This is a genomic window from Janibacter sp. YB324 (assembly GCF_014217915.1).
Lineage (GTDB): Bacteria > Actinomycetota > Actinomycetes > Actinomycetales > Dermatophilaceae > Janibacter > Janibacter indicus.
This window is the reverse complement of record NZ_CP060120.1, coordinates 952,872-969,430: the sequence shown is the minus strand read 5'-3', so window position 1 is coordinate 969,430 and position 16,559 is coordinate 952,872. Positions and strand designations below refer to the sequence as shown.

Annotated in this window: 17 protein-coding genes and 2 tRNA genes; 6 read left to right on the top strand and 13 right to left on the bottom strand. The window is 72.0% G+C overall.

Translation table 11 applies throughout. The features are described from left to right. The first annotated feature begins 6 nt into the window (after positions 1–6). Positions 7–465: a DUF3515 family protein gene (locus H7A72_RS04750; protein WP_185221816.1), complete on the top strand. Its 459-nt coding sequence runs from the start codon at positions 7–9 to the stop codon at positions 463–465. A gap of 112 nt (positions 466–577) precedes the next feature. Here H7A72_RS04750 and H7A72_RS04745 read toward each other — a convergent pair whose 3' ends face one another. Then, positions 578–1,705: a D-alanine--D-alanine ligase family protein gene (locus H7A72_RS04745; RefSeq protein ID WP_185221815.1), complete on the bottom strand. Its 1,128-nt coding sequence runs from the start codon at positions 1,703–1,705 to the stop codon at positions 578–580. 31 nt (positions 1,706–1,736) lie between these two features. On the opposite strand from H7A72_RS04745, the gene H7A72_RS04740 reads away from it, so the two are divergent. Further along, complete coding sequence (locus H7A72_RS04740; RefSeq protein ID WP_185221814.1) at positions 1,737–2,834, top strand: PLP-dependent aspartate aminotransferase family protein; 1,098 nt, start codon at positions 1,737–1,739, stop codon at positions 2,832–2,834. Between the two features lie 13 nt (positions 2,835–2,847). On the opposite strand, the gene H7A72_RS04735 is transcribed toward H7A72_RS04740, so the two are convergent. After that, on the bottom strand, positions 2,848–3,843 hold the full coding sequence (locus tag H7A72_RS04735; RefSeq protein WP_084449445.1) for an NAD(P)H-dependent glycerol-3-phosphate dehydrogenase: 996 nt from the start codon (positions 3,841–3,843) through the stop codon (positions 2,848–2,850). Next, positions 3,840–4,595: a 1-acyl-sn-glycerol-3-phosphate acyltransferase gene (locus tag H7A72_RS04730; protein ID WP_084449444.1), complete on the bottom strand. Its 756-nt coding sequence runs from the start codon at positions 4,593–4,595 to the stop codon at positions 3,840–3,842. Before H7A72_RS04730 ends, H7A72_RS04735 begins: the two co-directional genes overlap by 4 nt. A gap of 78 nt (positions 4,596–4,673) precedes the next feature. Between H7A72_RS04730 and H7A72_RS04725 the strand changes: the two genes are divergently transcribed. Beyond that, positions 4,674–4,883, top strand: a complete 210-nt coding sequence (locus tag H7A72_RS04725) for a hypothetical protein (RefSeq protein WP_084449443.1) — start codon at positions 4,674–4,676, stop codon at positions 4,881–4,883. A 79-nt stretch (positions 4,884–4,962) separates the two neighbouring features. On the opposite strand, the gene H7A72_RS04720 is transcribed toward H7A72_RS04725, so the two are convergent. From H7A72_RS04720 to leuC, 3 genes are all read right to left on the bottom strand, one after another. Continuing rightward, on the bottom strand, positions 4,963–5,691 hold the full coding sequence (locus H7A72_RS04720; protein ID WP_185221813.1) for an HU family DNA-binding protein: 729 nt from the start codon (positions 5,689–5,691) through the stop codon (positions 4,963–4,965). Between the two features lie 316 nt (positions 5,692–6,007). Further along, complete coding sequence (leuD, locus tag H7A72_RS04715) at positions 6,008–6,601, bottom strand: 3-isopropylmalate dehydratase small subunit (protein WP_185221812.1); 594 nt, start codon at positions 6,599–6,601, stop codon at positions 6,008–6,010. 3 nt (positions 6,602–6,604) lie between these two features. Further along, on the bottom strand, positions 6,605–8,035 hold the full coding sequence (leuC, locus tag H7A72_RS04710) for a 3-isopropylmalate dehydratase large subunit (RefSeq protein WP_185221811.1): 1,431 nt from the start codon (positions 8,033–8,035) through the stop codon (positions 6,605–6,607). Between the two features lie 120 nt (positions 8,036–8,155). Here leuC and H7A72_RS04705 point away from each other — a divergent pair, with 120 nt between their 5' ends. Further along, a complete protein-coding gene (locus H7A72_RS04705) occupies positions 8,156–8,905 on the top strand; it encodes an IclR family transcriptional regulator (protein WP_084449440.1) in 750 nt (249 codons plus the stop codon). A 228-nt stretch (positions 8,906–9,133) separates the two neighbouring features. Here the strand turns inward: H7A72_RS04705 and H7A72_RS04700 are convergent. The 6 genes from H7A72_RS04700 to H7A72_RS04675 form a co-directional block, all read right to left on the bottom strand. Further along, a tRNA-Glu gene (locus H7A72_RS04700) sits at positions 9,134–9,206 on the bottom strand. 99 nt (positions 9,207–9,305) lie between these two features. Continuing rightward, positions 9,306–9,377: transfer RNA gene (locus H7A72_RS04695), tRNA-Gln, on the bottom strand. Between the two features lie 94 nt (positions 9,378–9,471). Next, positions 9,472–11,016 (bottom strand): glutamate--tRNA ligase, encoded by a 1,545-nt coding sequence (gltX, locus tag H7A72_RS04690; protein WP_185221810.1) that lies wholly within the window; start codon positions 11,014–11,016, stop codon positions 9,472–9,474. Positions 11,017–11,059: 43 nt separating this feature from the next. After that, positions 11,060–12,376: a DUF2974 domain-containing protein gene (locus H7A72_RS04685; RefSeq protein WP_185221809.1), complete on the bottom strand. Its 1,317-nt coding sequence runs from the start codon at positions 12,374–12,376 to the stop codon at positions 11,060–11,062. Positions 12,377–12,470: 94 nt separating this feature from the next. Further along, on the bottom strand, positions 12,471–12,806 hold the full coding sequence (locus H7A72_RS04680; RefSeq protein WP_084449437.1) for a YnfA family protein: 336 nt from the start codon (positions 12,804–12,806) through the stop codon (positions 12,471–12,473). Between the two features lie 12 nt (positions 12,807–12,818). Continuing rightward, on the bottom strand, positions 12,819–13,595 hold the full coding sequence (locus H7A72_RS04675) for a fumarylacetoacetate hydrolase family protein (protein WP_185221808.1): 777 nt from the start codon (positions 13,593–13,595) through the stop codon (positions 12,819–12,821). A 34-nt stretch (positions 13,596–13,629) separates the two neighbouring features. On the opposite strand from H7A72_RS04675, the gene H7A72_RS04670 reads away from it, so the two are divergent. Further along, positions 13,630–14,496, top strand: coding sequence for a 3-methyladenine DNA glycosylase (locus tag H7A72_RS04670; protein WP_185221807.1), 867 nt, complete (start codon positions 13,630–13,632; stop codon positions 14,494–14,496). A gap of 25 nt (positions 14,497–14,521) precedes the next feature. Continuing rightward, a complete protein-coding gene (locus tag H7A72_RS04665) occupies positions 14,522–15,334 on the top strand; it encodes a DUF1353 domain-containing protein (RefSeq protein WP_185221806.1) in 813 nt (270 codons plus the stop codon). Between the two features lie 60 nt (positions 15,335–15,394). On the opposite strand, the gene H7A72_RS04660 is transcribed toward H7A72_RS04665, so the two are convergent. Then, positions 15,395–16,543, bottom strand: a complete 1,149-nt coding sequence (locus H7A72_RS04660; protein WP_143445377.1) for a CdaR family transcriptional regulator — start codon at positions 16,541–16,543, stop codon at positions 15,395–15,397. Between the last annotated feature and the right edge of the window lie 16 nt (positions 16,544–16,559).

Here is a 16,559-nt window from a genome sequence, read left to right as displayed (position 1 = left end):
CCGGCCGTGCCCACCACCCGCCGACCTCGTGCCCTCCTCGCGCTGGGCTGCACCGTGCCCCTGCTGCTCGCCGGGTGCGGCGGCGCGGTCGAGGTGGCCGTGCCCGACGCCGCCGACAGCCCGCCGTGCGTCGCCGCGGCGAAGCACTGGCCGTCCACGCTCAACGACCTCGAGGTCCGCGAGACCGACCCGGCCGACCCCGGCGTGCGGGCGTGGGGCGACCCGGCGATCGTCGCGCGGTGCGGGATGCCCGCCCTGGGACCGACGCAGGACCAGTGCGTCGTCGTCGACGAGATCGGGTGGGTGGCCGAGGAGCTCGGCGACGGGACCCGTCTGACGACCTACGGGCACGACCCGGCGATCGAGGTCATCGTGCCCGACGAGCACGGCCCGGGGCCGCTGCTGCTGCCGGCCTTCAGCGACGCCGTCGAGGAGCTGCCGACCAACGGCCGCGAGTGCGCCTGAGCCACCTCCTCGCTCCGCATTGCCCTACGGCAATGCGGCCTCACCGCGCATTGCCGTAGGGCAATGCAGCCTCAACCGTGAATGTCCTACGGCAATGCGGGAGAAGGGAGGGTCAGCGCAGGCCGACGGGCCGCTCGAGGGCGAGCTGGATGAGCTCGTCGACGAGCTGCGGGTAGGCCACGCCGCTGGCGTCCCACATGCGCGGGTACATCGAGTGCGGCGTGAAGCCGGGCATCGTGTTGATCTCGTTGATGACGACCTCGCCGCGCTCGGTGACGAAGCAGTCGACACGGGCCAGACCCTCGCAGGCGAGCGACTCGAAGGCGGCCGCGGCCAGGCGACGGACCTCGTCGGCCGCACCAGCGGGCAGGTCGGCGGGGCAGGAGAGGACGACCGAGGCCTCGTCGAGGTACTTGGCCTCGAAGTCGTAGAAGTCGTGCCCGTGCCCGGCCTCGACGACGATCTCGCCCGGCAGCGAGGTGCGCGGCGCATCGAGCCCCCGCCCCTGGAGGACGGCGCACTCGATCTCGCGTCCGACGATGCCGGACTCGACGATGACCTTGAGGTCGTGCTCGCGGGCGGCCTCGATGGCTGCCTCGAGCCCCTCGGGGGTGTCGACCTTGGACACGCCCATGGACGAGCCGGCCCGGCAGGGCTTGACGAAGACGGGGAAGGTCAGCGCGTTGACCGCGTCCATCGCGGCGGCCTTGTCCCGGCGCCACTGGGCGTCGGTGATGACCGTGTAGGGACCGACCGGCAGGCCGGCACCCGCGAAGACGACCTTCATGTAGTGCTTGTCCATGCCGGCCGCCGAGGCCAGGACCCCGGACCCGACGTAGCGGATGTCGGCGAGCTCGAGCATGCCCTGGAGGGTGCCGTCCTCGCCGTAGGGACCGTGCAGCAGCGGGAAGACGACGTCGACCTCGCCGAGCGCCTCGAGCGCCTGACCGGTGCGGTGCACCGTGAGGGTCGAGTCGCCGACGCGGGTCGGGAGGATGACGGCGGCGCCGGTGTCGGTGACCTCGGGGGTGTGGCCCGGCGTGAGCGCCAGGGCCTCGGGGTCGTCGCTCGCCAGGACCCAGGCGCCCTCGCGGGTGATGCCGACGGGCACGACGTCGTAGGCGTCACGGTCGATCGCGCGCAGCACGCCCGCGGCCGTGGCGCACGAGACGGCGTGCTCGGAGGAGCGCCCGCCGAAGACGACGGCGACGCGGGGCTTGCGGCTGGACTGGCTGCTCATCGGGGAGAGACTAACGTCTAGCCTCGCCACCATGGAGCACCATGACGCCGCGCAGCCCCTCTCCCCCCGCACCCGGGTCGTCGCCCTCGGCCGGCCCGAGCGGGTGCCGGGCGCGCCGCTCAACCCGCCGGTGACCTTCACCTCGACCTACATCCAGGACGGGCCGGTCAACTACGCGCGGGTCGACAACCCGACGTGGACCCCCTTCGAGGAGGCCGTCGGCGAGCTCGAAGGGGGCGACGCGCTCCTCTACTCCTCCGGCATGGCCGCGGTGCAGGCGGCGCTCTCGCTCGTCCCCGTGGGGGGCACGGTCGTCGCACCGGCGGCCGCCTACAACGGCGTCGTCGTCACGCTCACCGAGGCGCAGCGCGACGGTCGGCTCGCCGTGCGGTGGGTCGACGTCACCGACAGCGCCGCGACGATCGCGGCCCTGCCCGGCGCGGACCTGCTGTGGCTGGAGTCACCGTCCAACCCGCTGCTCGAGGTCGCCGACATCGCCGGCCTGACCGCGGCCGCGCACGCGGCGGGGGCGCTCGTCGTCGTCGACAACACCTTCGCCACGCCGCTGCTGCAGCGGCCGCTCGAGGACGGTGTCGACGTCGTCGTGCACTCGGCGACGAAGTACCTCTCCGGGCACTCCGACGTCATCCTCGGCCTGACCGTCACCCCCGGCACCGACGCGGGTCGGAAGCTGCACGCCCGGCTCACCCGCCACCGCACCCTCGGTGGGGCGATCGCCGGACCGATGGAGGCCTGGCTCGCCCTGCGCGGGCTGCGCACGCTCTCCCTTCGTCTGGAGCGGGCGTGCGCCAATGCGGCCGACCTCGCCGAGCGTCTGGCCACCCACCCGCGGATCTCGCGGGTGCGCTACCCCGGCTGGGGAGCGATCGTCTCGGTCGAGGTCGCCGGTGACGGCGACGACGCCGCCGCGGCCGAGGCCCTCGCGGCCGGCACCCGCATCTGGTCGCCCTCGACGAGCCTGGGCGGCGTCGAGTCCCAGCTCGAGCGCCGCCGCCGCCAGCCCGGCGAGCCCGAGGCCGTGCCCGTCGGCCTGGTGCGCCTGTCGGTCGGCGTCGAGGACGTCGACGACCTCTGGGCCGACCTGCAGCAGGCCCTCGACCGGATCTGAGGGGACCGGGGGGCTACTCGGTCTCGTGCTTGCGGGCGCGGGCGAGCAGGACCTCGACCATGTCGGCGGGGGCGAAGCCCTCGTGGACGACGCGGTTGACCATCTCGGTGATGGGCACGTCGACGCCGTGGGCGCGGGCGAGGTCGAGGATCGAGGCGCAGGACTTCACACCCTCGGCGGTCTGCTTGGTGACCTCGGTGACCTCGGCGACGGACAGGCCCTCGCCGAGCTTGACGCCGAAGGAGTGGTTGCGCGAGAGCGGCGACATGCACGTCGCGATGAGGTCACCGACGCCGGCCAGCCCGGCCATCGTGCGGGGGTCGGCGCCGAGGGCCATCGCCAGGCGGGTGGTCTCGGCCAGGCCCCGGGTGATGAGCGTGGCCTTGGTGTTGTCGCCGAAGCCGAGGCCGGCGGCCATGCCGACGGCGAGGGCGATGACGTTCTTGACCGCTCCCCCGAGCTCGGCACCGACGACGTCCTGGCTCGTGTAGGGGCGGAAGTAGCTCGTCGAGCAGGCCGCGGCGACCCGGTCGGCGGCGGAGACGTCGGGGCAGGCGACGACCGTGGCGGCGGGCTGGCGCTGGACGATCTCTCGGGCGAGGTTGGGTCCGCTCACGACCCCGATCCGCTCGGCCGGGACCCCGGCGACCTCGTGGATGACCTCGCTCATCCGCTTCGTCGTGCCGAGCTCGATGCCCTTCATCAGCGAGACGACGATCTTGTCGCCGAGGAGCGGCGCCCACTCGGTGAGGTTGGTGCGCAGCGACTGCGACGGCACCGACAGGATGACGATCTCGGCGCCCTCGGTGACCTCGGCCGGGTCCGTCGACGCGCTGATGCCATCCGGGAGTTGCACGCCCGGCAGGTAGTCGTCGTTGACCCCGCGGTTGAGCTGCTCGACGAGCTCGGGGCGTCGACCCCAGACCCGCACGTCGTTGCCGCCGTCGGCGAGGATCGAGGCGAAGGCGGTGCCCCAGCTGCCGGCTCCGAAGACTGCGATGTGGCTCACGATTGCTCTCCTGATCGGTAGTCGCCCGTGACGCGCAGGCCATGGGCTTTCGGGTCGAAGCGCTCGGCGGGCGCACGCTCACCGCGCAGCACCTCGAGCTCGGTGGTGATCGCCGCCATGATGCGCGCCGTGGCAGCGGTGACCGTCGGGGCGTTCAGCGGTTGGTCACGCAGGTCGCCCAGGTCGACGGGCGGCCCGAAGCGCACCCGCATGAGTCGGCGGTGACGCGACAGCCGAGGCCGCTTGGCGTAGCGCGGCAACAGTTCCTGCGGGCCCCACTGCGCGACCGGGATCACTGGCGCACCGGACTGCAGCGCCAGGCGCGCGGCCCCCGTCTTGCCGCGCATGGGCCACAGGTCGGGGTCGCGGGTGAGCGACCCCTCGGGATAGACGACGACGCACTCCCCTTCGTCGAGGGCGCGGACGGCATGGACGAGGGCGGCGCCGGCGGTGGAGGTCTCGCGGTCGACGCGCACCTGCTTGGCGTGGCGCAGCACCCAGCCGACGACCGGGGTGTCGAAGAGCGTGCTCTTGGCCAGGTAGACCGGGCTGTAGCCGCGGTTGTAGAGCACGTGCGCCCACGGGAAGGGGTCGACGTGCGAGATGTGGTTGGGGGTGATGAGGAAGCCGCCCTGCTCGGGCACGTGCTCCAGACCGCTCACCTCGTAGCGGGCCACGACGCGCATCGCGCCACGCAGCAGCCCGGCGGCCACCCGGTACATCACGGGCGTGTGCGTGCGGTGGACGACCATGTCACCTCTTCTTGCTGTGCGGCCTCGGTGCGACGCTCTCGCGGCGTGATCACCCTAGGCCACGGATACGCTCGGCATGTGCAAGCGACGGTCTTCTCCCACAGCCCCGACGACGGCACCGTCGTCGTCACCGACGAGGGCGTGCGCCTCCAGGCCACGTCCGAGGTCTTCGCCGCGAGCTCGCTGCGCTTCCTGCGCCCGGGCCAGCGGGTGAGCATCACGGTGTCGGAGGGAGTCGTCACCCGGCTGTGGATCGTCGGCATCGGCGACGGCGAGACGATCGGCTGACCCTGACCGCTCGGCGCGAGCAGCGCCGGTACGACGAGGGCCGACGACCGTGGTGGTCGCCGGCCCTCGTCGCACGTGGTCAGCTGTCGCTGCCGGAGGAGCTCGCCGTCTTCTTGGCTGCCGTGGTCTTCTTGGTCGCAGTCGTCTTCTTGGCGGGGGTCGTCTTCTTTGCCGTGGTCTTCTTGGCGGGGGTCGACTTCTTCGCCGTGGACTTCTTGGCGGTGGACTTCTTCGCGGGCGTGGCCTTCTTGGTCGTGGTCGAGGCCTTCTTCGCCGTGCTCTTCTTGGCGGTCGAGGCCTTCTTGGCCGGAGCCGACTTCTTCGCCGGGGTGGACTTCTTCGCCGGGGTGGACTTCTTCGCCGGGGTGGACTTCTTCGCCGTGCTCTTGGCGGTCGAGGCCTTCTTCGGCTTGCGTCCGGCGGAGAGGGCTCCCTCGGCGATCGACATCGCCGTGCCGCTCGCAGCCGCGGCCGCGCTCGTCACGGTGCCGGCGGCAGCGCGAGCCGCGGCCGGAGCCGCCTTGGGCAGCGAACGCGGGTCGGCCACATAGCCCTTGAAGCTCGTGCCGGCCTTGAAACGCGGGACGGAGGTCTTCTTGATCTTGACGACCTCACCCGTGCGGGGGTTGCGGCCGGTTCGGGCAGCGCGCGCCGCCTTCTCGAAGGTGCCGAATCCGGTGATGGCGACGCGGCCCCCCTTGGCGACCTCACGGACGATCGTGTCGAGCACGACCTCCAGCGCTTCCTGGGCGGCCTTCCGGCTGCCGAGCCTCTCCTCGAGAGCCTTGACGAGTTCTGCCTTGTTCACGGTCACTCCCGTAGCGGTACGGCGCCGGTCGTCCCCCGGCTGGGAAGGCCGAGCCGTACACCCGACCTGTTCCGACGGTATTGGCGTCGGAAGCCCCAGTGGGTCATTTCGACGTCGCCTTTTCTTGCCGCACAAGCGCATTCGACGTCGGCCCACCGCGCCGAGTGCGTGACCCTCCCTTCGTCGCGCGACGGGTTGACCTGCAGCACAACGGGATTGGATCAAGGTGTCACGTCACGACCGCAGCCGCACGAGGACGGCACGACGAAGGGGGTGCCGCGGCACCCCCTTCGTCATCGTGGCGACGACACGCCGGTCAGGCAGGCGTCGTCGTCGGCTTCCAGCTCGGCCGGGTCGACTCGAAGTCGGTGATGTCCTGCTCGTGACGCAGGGTGAGGCCGATGTCGTCGAGGCCCTCGAGCAGGCGCCAGCGCGTGTAGTCGTCGACGTGGAAGGCACAGACGATGTCGCCGGCGGTGACGGTCCGCGCGGTGAGGTCGACGGTGATCTCGGCACCGGGGGTGTTCTCGAGGTACTTCCACAGCAGCTCGACGTCGTCCTGGCTCACCTGGGCGGCGAGCAGACCCTGCTTGCTCGAGTTGCCGCGGAAGATGTCGGCGAAACGCGAGGAGATGACGACGCGGAAGCCGTAGTCCTTGAGCGCCCACACGGCGTGCTCGCGGGAGGAGCCGGTGCCGAAGTCGGGGCCGGCGACGAGCACGGAGCCGTCGCGGTAGGCGGGCTGGTTGAGCACGAAGGTCTCGTCACCGCGCCAGGCCGCGAAGAGCCCGTCCTCGAAGCCGGTGCGGGAGACGCGCTTGAGGTAGACCGCGGGGATGATCTGGTCGGTGTCGACATTGCTGCGGCGCAGCGGGACACCGGTGCCGGTGTGCGTGGTGAATGCGTCCATGGCTCAGGCCCCTTCGGTGACGAGGTCGGTGGCGGTCGGGGCGTCGAGGTCGGCCGGGCTCGACAGCGTGCCGCGCACGGCGGTGGCCGCGGCGACGAGCGGGCTGACGAGGTGGGTGCGCCCGCCCTTGCCCTGGCGGCCCTCGAAGTTGCGGTTGCTCGTCGAGGCGGAGCGCTCGCCGGGCGCGAGGGTGTCGGGGTTCATCCCCAGGCACATCGAGCAACCGGGCAGGCGCCACTCGGCGCCGGCTGCGGTGAAGACCTTGTCCAGGCCCTCCCCCTCGGCCTGCAGTCGCACGCGGGCGGAGCCGGGCACGACGAGCATGCGGACGGACTCGGCGACGTGGCGGCCCTTGATGACCTCGGCCGCGGCGCGCAGGTCCTCGATGCGACCGTTGGTGCACGAGCCGACGAAGACGGTGTCGACGGCGACCTCGCGCAGCGGGGTGCCGGCGGTCAGCCCCATGTACTCGAGTGCCTTTGCCGCAGCGACGCGCTCGTTGTCGTCGCCCATGGCCTCCGGGTCGGGCACGGCCTCGCCGAGGGGCGAGCCCTGGCCGGGGTTGGTGCCCCACGTGACGAAGGGGGTGAGTGTCGAGGCGTCGATGTCGACCTCGGCGTCGAAGACCGCGTCGTCGTCGGTGCGCAGCTCGCGCCAGGCCTCGACGGCGGCGTCCCAGTCGGCGCCCGTCGGCGCGTGGTCACGGCCCTTGAGGTACTCGAAGGTCGTCTCGTCGGGCGCGATCATGCCGGCGCGGGCGCCGGCCTCGATCGACATGTTGCACACCGTCATGCGGGCTTCCATCGACAGTGCCTCGATGGCCTCGCCGCGGTACTCGAGGACGTAGCCCTGACCGCCACCCGTGCCGATCTTGGCGATGACGGCGAGGATGATGTCCTTGGCCGTGACGCCCGGCTGCAGCTGACCGGTGACGTTGATCGCCATGGTCTTGAAGGGGTTGAGCGAGAGGGTCTGCGTGGCGAGCACGTGCTCGACCTCGCTCGTGCCGATGCCGAAGGCGAGCGCACCGAAGGCGCCGTGGGTGCTCGTGTGGCTGTCGCCGCAGACGACGGTGGTGCCCGGCTGGGTCAGCCCGAGCTGCGGGCCGACGACGTGGACGATGCCCTGCTCGGCGTCACCCATGGGATAGATCTGCACGCCGAACTCGGCGCAGTTGTCCCGCAGCGTCTCGACCTGGACCTTGCTCACCGGGTCGGTGATCGGGCCCGGCGTCGTCGGGACGTTGTGGTCCTCGGTCGCGAGCGTGAGGTCGGGGCGGCGGACCGGCCGGCCGGCGATGCGCAGTCCCTCGAAGGCCTGCGGGCTCGTCACCTCGTGCAGGAGGTGCAGGTCGATGTAGAGGAGGTCGGGCTCCCCGTCGTTGCGTCGGACGACGTGTGCGTCCCAGACCTTCTCGGCCAGCGTTCCAGCCATCTCTCTCTTCCCATCCCAGCGGTGGTGCCACGGTGTGTGGACGGTCTCTCACCTCGAGATTCGCACGTCCCGGGGGCCCCAGATCTTGCGTCTCACGACATGAGATGTCAGTATCACTCCATGGACAACGGTAGCGGAGTCGGCGTTCTGGACAAGGCCGCAGTCGTGCTGGGCGCTCTCGAGGCAGGTCCCTCGACCCTCGCCCAGCTCGTCGCGGCGACAGGTCTGGCACGCCCCACGGCGCATCGGCTCGCAGTCGCCCTCGAGCACCACCGACTCGTCGCGCGCGACATGCAGGGACGCTTCGTCCTCGGCCCGCGCCTGGGCGAGCTCGCCGCCTCTGCCGGCGAGGACAAGCTCCTCGTCGCCGCCGGGCCCGTGCTCGGCGCGCTGCGTGACCACACCAACGAGTCGGCCCAGCTCTTCCGCCGCCAGGGCGAGCACCGCGTCTGCGTGTCGGCCGCCGAGCGCCCCGTCGGCCTGCGCGACTCGATCCCCGTCGGCGCGACGCTGTCGATGCACGCCGGCTCCGCCGCCCAGGTGCTGCTCGCGTGGGAGGAGCCCGACCGCCTGCACCGCGGCCTGCAGGAGGCGGCATTCACCGCGACCATGCTCTCGGCGGTGCGCCGTCGCGGGTGGGCGCAGAGCGTCGGCGAGCGCGAGGCCGGCGTCGCGTCGGTCTCGGCCCCGGTCCGCTCCCCCTCCGGCCGGGTCATCGCGGCCGTGTCGATCTCGGGCCCGATCGAGCGACTGTCCCGCCAGCCCGGTCGCCTGCACGCCGCGACCGTCATCGCCGGCGCCAACAAGCTCACCGAGGTCCTGGAGAAGCACGCCAAGGCGGCCGAGGCCGCCGACCGCGACACCGAGTGACGACGAGTCGCGACGGGACCACAGGGCGAAGGGGGGGCTCCCCCCTTCACCCTGCCTGTCGTCGTTGACGCCACCCGGCAGCGTTGACGCCACCTGGCTGACCAGAGACGGGCAACCAGGTGGCATCAACGACGTCAGGCTCGGAGCGAACGGGGTCTCGGGGCTCGTACCGCGTCCCAGAACACGACGAAGGCCCCCGCTCGGATGAGCGGGGGCCTTCGACCGATGTAGCCCCGACGGGATTCGAACCCGCGCTACCGCCTTGAGAGGGCGGCGTGCTAGGCCACTACACAACGGGGCCATGTGTGCTTCCCGGGCCGGCGGACCGGCTGGGCAACGGAGAGAACCTTAACCCCGAGGGGGGCTCTTTCCGAAATCGAGCGGCGAACCGCTCTCAGCGCTGGGGTACCAGGACTCGAACCTAGAACAACTGAACCAGAATCAGCCGTGTTGCCAATTACACCATACCCCAAGGGGGTATCACTGACCTTTCGGACCGAAGTCCGCGCGGCCTGTGAACCGAGAGACGATGCTACCCGCCGATCGGCGACTCCCCAAATCGCGCCTCAGGCCAGCGAGGCACGCAGCGAGCGCAGCCGCGCGAGCGTCGACGCCTGCCCCAGGATCTCCATCGACTCGAAGAGCGGCGGGCTGATCCGCGCACCCGAGACGGCGGTGCGCAGCGGCCCGAAGGCGAAGCGCGGCTTGATGCCCAGACCCTCGACGATGACCTCGCGCAGCGTGGCCTCGATCCGCTCGGCGTGCCACTCGTTGCCGTCGCGACTCTCCTGCGAGAGGACCCCGGCCGGCACCTGCAGCGCCTCGAGGGCGGCGATCGCCGCGTCGAGGACCTCGGCAGCGTTGTCCTTCAGGCCTGCTCGCGCGTCCTCGTCGATCTGCAGATCGGCGTCGGCGGTGTAGAAGGGCCGCACGAGGGCACTCGCCTCGGTGAGCAGCGCGATACGCGTCTGGATCAGCTCGGCGACCGACTTCAGCCGGGCCAGCTCCCCCAGCGAGGGGTTGTCGCCGAGGACGCCGTCGGCCTGCAGGTACGGAAGCAGGCGCGAGGTGAAGTCCTCGAGCTCGAGGTCGCGGATCCACGCGCCGTTGAGCCACTCGAGCTTCTTGAGGTCGAAGATCGGGCCGACGGTGTTGACCTTGCTCCAGGCGAAGTCGCGGCTGAACTCCGCGAAGGTGAACTTCTCGACGTCCTGGCCGTCCTCCCCCTTCGCCGGCGGGTAGGCCAGCAGGCCGAGGAAGTTGACGACGGCCTCGGGCAGGTAGCCCTGCTCCTGGAACCACGTGAGGCGGGCCTCGGGGTTCTTGCGCTTGGAGATCTTCGACTTGTTGGTGTTGCGCAGCAGCGGCATGTGCGCGAACTTCGGCGGCGTCAGCCCAAGCCACTGGTAGAGCAGCACGTGCTTGGGCGTCGAGGAGATCCACTCCTCGCCGCGGACGACGTGGGTGATGCCCATCTCGTGGTCGTCGACGACGACGGCCATGTGATAGGTCGGGAAGCCGTCGGCCTTGAGGATCACCTGGTCGTCGGGACGCGGCGCGGAGACGGTGCCGCGGATGACGTCCTCGAAGGTCGTCGGCGCGTCGTCGGGCACGAGCATGCGCACGACCGGGGTCTCGTTGAAGCCCTCGAGCTCGGCCCGCTCCTCACGCGTCTTGCCCACGCACAGGCGGTCGTAGCCGGTGGGCAGCTTGAGCTTCTGCTGCTTCTCGCGCATCGCCGTGAGGCGCTCGGTGGAGCACCAGCAGTAGTAGGCGTGGCCGTCCTCGATGAGCTTGTCGACGTAGGGCCGATAGGTCTCGAGGCGCTCGCTCTGCCGGTAGGGCGCGTAGGGGCCGCCGACGTCGGGCCCCTCGTCCCACCGCAGCCCGAGCCAGCCGAGGGTGTCGTAGAGCTGCTGCTCGCTCGTCTCGTTGAACCGCGCCCGGTCGGTGTCCTCGATGCGCAGGACGAACTGGCCACCCTGCTGTCGCGCGAAGGCGAGGTTGAACAGGGCCATGTAGGCGGTGCCGACGTGCGGGTCGCCGGTGGGCGACGGCGCGACGCGCAGGCGAGGGGCGGTGGGCTCGGTCGGTGCAGAGGAGTCGCTCATGATGCGCCGATCGTATCGCCGCGACGAAGGGGGTACCCGTCACCTAGTCGGGGTAGCGCTCCTCCATGGCGTCGTCCATCGGCGACCAGCTGTGGCCCCAGACGCCCTCGCCGACCGCGACGCCGGTCCGGGCGCCGGCCTGGGCACCCTCGGCGATGTCGTCACCGACGTCGAAGGGGTTGCCGTCGAAGAGCCCGGTGACCCCGCCCACGGCGCCACCGACGAGGGCGCCGCCGGCGCCGGTCGCGCCCACCGTGATGTCGCGGCCGAGGCTCGGCGGGGTCTCGAGGGTGATCGGGGTGCCGGGGGCGTCGGGCAGGCCCGTCGCCTCCTGCACGTTGGTCAGCCCGTCGGTCTCCATCCGGTAGGCACGCATTTGCCCCTGGCTGGCTTCGGCCTGCACGCTGGCGGCGGTGGACCCGTCGCCGCGCATCTCCGCGGCAGCGGCCGCGGTGTTGTCGTGGACGCCCGACGCGTCGAAGGTCACCGCCGGCTGGCCGGTCGCCATCGCTGCGGCTGCGGCGAACCCGCCGCCGAGGCTGTGCCCGGTGAAGGTGACATTGCCCCCGCTCGCCTCGTTGACCTCGACCGCCAGCTCCATGGCCCGCTGGTACTGGGGGTCGTGGTGCCCGAGGGCCTGACGACCGTTGGTCACCCAGTCGCCGCCCTCGACCGACCCCTGGAAGGCGACGACGAGACCGCCGTCGGGCGTCTGGAAAAGGTAGGCCTGCGGGTTGGAGTTGGGCCCGAACTTGTTGGGGTCCAGCCCCAGCGCCTCCGGGTCGGCGATCTCGTACCCCTCGGGCAGCGGCGGCTGCGTGTAGCCGACGACCGGGATGCCCCAGAGCGGGTGCTCGGTGCCCTGGGCGTAGAAGGCGAGGTCCCACAGGTCCTTGTCGACCGGCTTGCCCTCCGTCCCGCGCACCTCGTCGTCGAAGGTCGAGCCCTCGGGCGACCTCGTGTAGTAGGGCAGCTGGTCGACGTCGACCCCCTCGGGCGGGCCGGTCGGGCCGGGCATCCCCGGAGGTCGCGGGTCGGTGGGCTGCTCGGGCGAGGGCGTCGGCGGTGCCGCAGGCGCCGGGCCGCCCATCTCGTTGCTCGCGTCGAGCTGCTGCTCGGCCTGCTCGGTCATCCGGTCGGCCATCGTCGTGAGCATCGCCGCGCAGTCGTCGAGCGAGCGCTCGGCCACGCGCCAGTCCCGCACGAAGTCGTCGCGGTCGGGCCCCTCCCACACCGCCGAGATCACGCTGGTGCGAGCGCCGCCCTCGGCGCCGATCCGACTGGTCAGCTTGGCCTGACCGCGCAGCTGTGCGGCGATCTGGCGAAGGCGCGCGGCGTCGGCGCCGTGGGTGAGGGTCATGAGGTCTCCCGATCCGTTTGCCGTGACCCTAGCCACCCCGACCGGTGCCGGACATGGGGAGGACTCCCCCCTTCGCCGCTGTGACGAAGGGAGGTCAGGCGGACCGGGGTGCGTACATGATCACGGCGACGCCGACCAGGCAGATCAAGGCGCCGGCGACGTCCCAGCGGTCGGGACGGAAGCCGTCGAGCGCCATGCCCCACAGCAGCGACCCGGCGACGAACACGCCGCCGTAGGCGGCGAGGATGCGACCGAAGTTCGCGTCCGGCTGTAGCGTCGCCACCGCGCCGTAGAGGCCGAGCGCGACGACGCCTGCGCCGACCCACAGCCAGCCGCGGTGCTCGCGCAGCCCCTGCCACACCAGCCAGGCCCCACCGATCTCGAGGAGTGCGGCGAGGACGAACAGCGGGACCGAGCGGGCGACGTCCACGTCAGACCCGCGTCACTCGGAGGCGACGAAGGGGTTGGACAAGGTCCCGATCGCGTCGATGTCGATCTCGACCCGCTGCCCGGGGTCGACGAGGCCGACGCCCGCCGGGGTGCCGGTGAGGATGACGTCGCCGGGCAGGAGGGTGAAGGACTTCGACGCGTGGCTGATGAGGGCCGCGACGCCGTGGACCATGTCGGAGCTGTGGCCGTCCTGGGCCACCTCGCCGTCGAGGCGGGTGACGATCGAGACGTCCTGCGGGTCGAGGTCGGTCTCGATCCACGGGCCGAGCGGGCAGAAGGTGTCCATGCCCTTGGCGCGGGCCCACTGGCCGTCGCCGCGCTGGAGGTCGCGAGCCGTGACGTCGTTGGCGATCGTGTAGCCGAAGATGACCTTCTTGGCCTCCTCGGGCTCGATGTCCTTGCACATGCGCCCGATGATCACCGCGAGCTCGCCCTCGAAGCTGACCTTGGACGTCAGCTCCGTCGGGATGACGACCGGGTCGCCGGGGCCGACGACCGCGGTGTTGGGCACGAGGAACATCATCGGCTCGGCCGGGACCTCGTTGCCCATCTCGGCCGCGTGGTCGGCGTAGTTGCGGCCGATGCCGATGATCTTGCTGCGGGGGATGACGGGTGCGAGCAGTCGCACCTCGTCGACCGTCGTCGTGCGACCGGTCAGCTCGATCCGCTGGTAGAGCGGGTCGCCGGTCACCTCGGCGATCTTCTTGCCGTCTGCGTCGACGAGCCCGTAGACGGGGTCGTCACCTTCGGTGAATCTCGCGATGCGCACGGCACCACCCTAGTGACCATCTAGCCTTGCCCCGATGACGACCCTGACCCGTGACGAGTGGCGTGCTCGTGCGCGGGCCCACGAAGCGGCGGTCGACGAGCTGACGGCCGCCCACCGTGACCGGCGGGCACGCGGCGAGCGCCACGCGGTCGAGGACTTCCTCTTCGAGTACTACGCCCACCGCCCGTCGCACCTGCGCCGCTGGCACCCGGGACCCGACATGACCCTGCTCGACGCCGCCGACGTCTACACCGGGCGCTCCGGCTACACGGTGGACTCGGACGGCAGCGTCCGCCTCGACGTGGACGACTTCGTCGGGCGAAGGGGGCGGACCGTCACCTTCGTCCGGGACCTGCTCACGGCGACCCTGTCGCGACCCGGCGCCCACGACTGCTTCGGCCTGCACGAGTGGGCGATGGTCTACCGCCTCCAGCCCGGCGAGCAGCGGCACGAGCGGCTCCCCCTTCGCCTGGGGCAGGAGGCGACGGACGCCGTCGTCGACGGGCACCGGATCCGGTGCAGCCACTTCGACGCCTACCGCTTCTTCACGCCAGAGGCCTTGCGGCACAACACCCTTCGCCCGACCCGCGAGGAGCAGGTCGAGCACGAGCAGCCCGCCTGCCTGCACGCGGGCATGGACACCTACAAGTGGGCCTTCAAGCTCGCGCCGGCGGTGCCGTCGGAGGTGACCCTCGACGCCTTCCGGCACGCGCTGCGGGTGCGGCGCCTCGACATGCAGGCCTCGCCCTACGACGTCTCGGGGCTCGGGCTGGACCCGGTCGCCATCGAGACGCCGGAGGGCAAGGCCGAGTACGTCGCCCGCCAGCGCGAGCTCATGGTGACGTCCAACTCCCTTCGTCGTCGGATCGTCGAGGTCTGCGACCGACTGCTCCCCCGCTGACACCGCGCGCTGCCACGCTGGGGTCATGGACCGGCCGCTGGAGACTCAGGCGAGACGCTTCTACGACGGCGGGCCGCCCGACGGGCAGCCCGACCCCACGTCGCCGCCGCTCATCGTCCTCGAGCGCACCCTCGACATGTCGGTCGAGGAGTTCCGCATGGGGCGACGGCTGGGCTACCGCGACCGCGAGCTGGGCCAACTGCTCGTGCCCGTCGACCCGACGACCTTCACGACCGACCTGACCTCGGTGCCGTCGGTCTTCCTCTGGCTCGTGCCGCGCACCGGCCGACACCTGCCCTCGGCCTTGCTGCACGACGGACTGGTGCGCGGTTCCTTCGCCGCGGCGCCGGGCGTGCGGATCGACCGCGAGCGCGCCGACCTCGTCTTCCGGGCGGCCATGGCGGACACCGGGACCGGACTGATCCGGCGGTGGCTGATGTGGACCGCGGTGACCCTCGGGACGATCTTCCAGGACCGCAGCGGGACGCGGTCTGCGGGCGAGCGGCTGCGCCGGCAGGTCACGGCCGTGGTGACCCTGGGGCTCGTCGCCGTGCTGGGGGTGCTGGCCACGCTCGACCTCTTCGACGTCGCGGTGCCGCTCGTCGGCGGCGTGCCGTGGATGGGCGAGCGGGCCTGGTGGGTCGAGCTGCTCACCGGTGCCGCCGGCGCCGTCGTCGTCCCCGTGCTGATCGGCCTCACGTGGGGGCGGCTGCGGGCCGCGGGCATCATCGCCGGCGTCGCCCTGGCCCTGCTGCTCCACGTGACGGCGGCCGTCGCCCTGCTCACCGGCGTCTACCAGGTCGCCGAACGCCTCGTCACCCGCGCGACGACCCCCTGAGGCTGCATTGCCCTACGGCAATGCAGCCTCAGGTGCGCATTGCCGTAGGGCAATGCAGCCTCAGGGGCGCAGGACGAGCAGGCCGAGGTGCAGCTCGAGGCGGTCGCGACCACGGGAGAGGTCGAGTCCGGTCACGGACTCGATCCGCCGCAGCCGCGCGTAGACGCTCTGGCGGTGCAGGCCGAGGCGGGTCGAGGTGGCCCCGACGGAGCACCCCTCCTCGAGGTGCACCCAGGCGGTCTCGACGAGCTCCGTTGCGGCAGAGAGCAGCTCGGCCACCGCCGGCGTGCGCACGGCCTCCACCAGCTCGTCACCGGCGCTGCCGCCGAGGAGCCGCTCGATGCCCAGCGCGGCCCACGGGTGGACCCGGGCGGCCGCGGGCGGGCGCGGCAGGTCGGGGGTCGCCGGACGCACCACGCGAAGGGCGGCGCGCGCCTCCCGCAGCGACGTCGCCGTGCTGGTGAGCGGCAGCAGGGCCCCGACCCCGGCGACGACGTGCGCGTCCGACACCCTGGCGATGCCGAGGAGCGCCGTCTCGGCGGCGTCGTGCACCTCCGCATCGGACCGCGCCGGGACGACGAGGACGAGGTCACCCGAGCGCTCGGCGACCCCGATCCGGCGCGGGAGGCCCCCGGGGCCGAGGACCTCGTCGGAGCGCAGCCGCACGCCGGGGGCCGCCCCGAGCATGACGACGGCGGCCCGGGCGCCGGGGTCGACGGCCAGCTGGTCGGCGAGCTCGCGGGCCGGGCCGATCCGGGCATCGGGCGCGGCGTCGAGCAGGTCGAGGACGAGACGCTCGGTCTCGCGCCGCCGTGACGTCAGGCGGGCGAGGTGCTCCCCCGCCTGCTCGGCGACGACACCCGCCGCGCGCACCCGCTCGGCCGACAGCCCGGCGGGGGGCTCGACCGCCCACAGGTAGCCCTGCACCACGCCGTGCCAACGCGCGGGCAGGCAGAGTCGGGCAGCCGTGCCGCGCTCGGGGTCGGCGGGCACGTGCACCGGGCCGGTCGCCCGCGCGATGCCGAAGCTCTCGAACCACTCGCGAGTGCGCGGGTGCGCCCCGCGGGAGAGGACGGTCTCGACGCGCACGCTGTCCGCGTCCCCCTCGTGGGCCGCGAAGGCGAGCAGTCGGAAGCGCCGGTCCTCGAGGGTCACCGGGGCACGCAGGATCGCGGAGGCCTCGTCGACGAGGTCCTGGACAGGGGGCATGTGGGTCTCGAGGCTC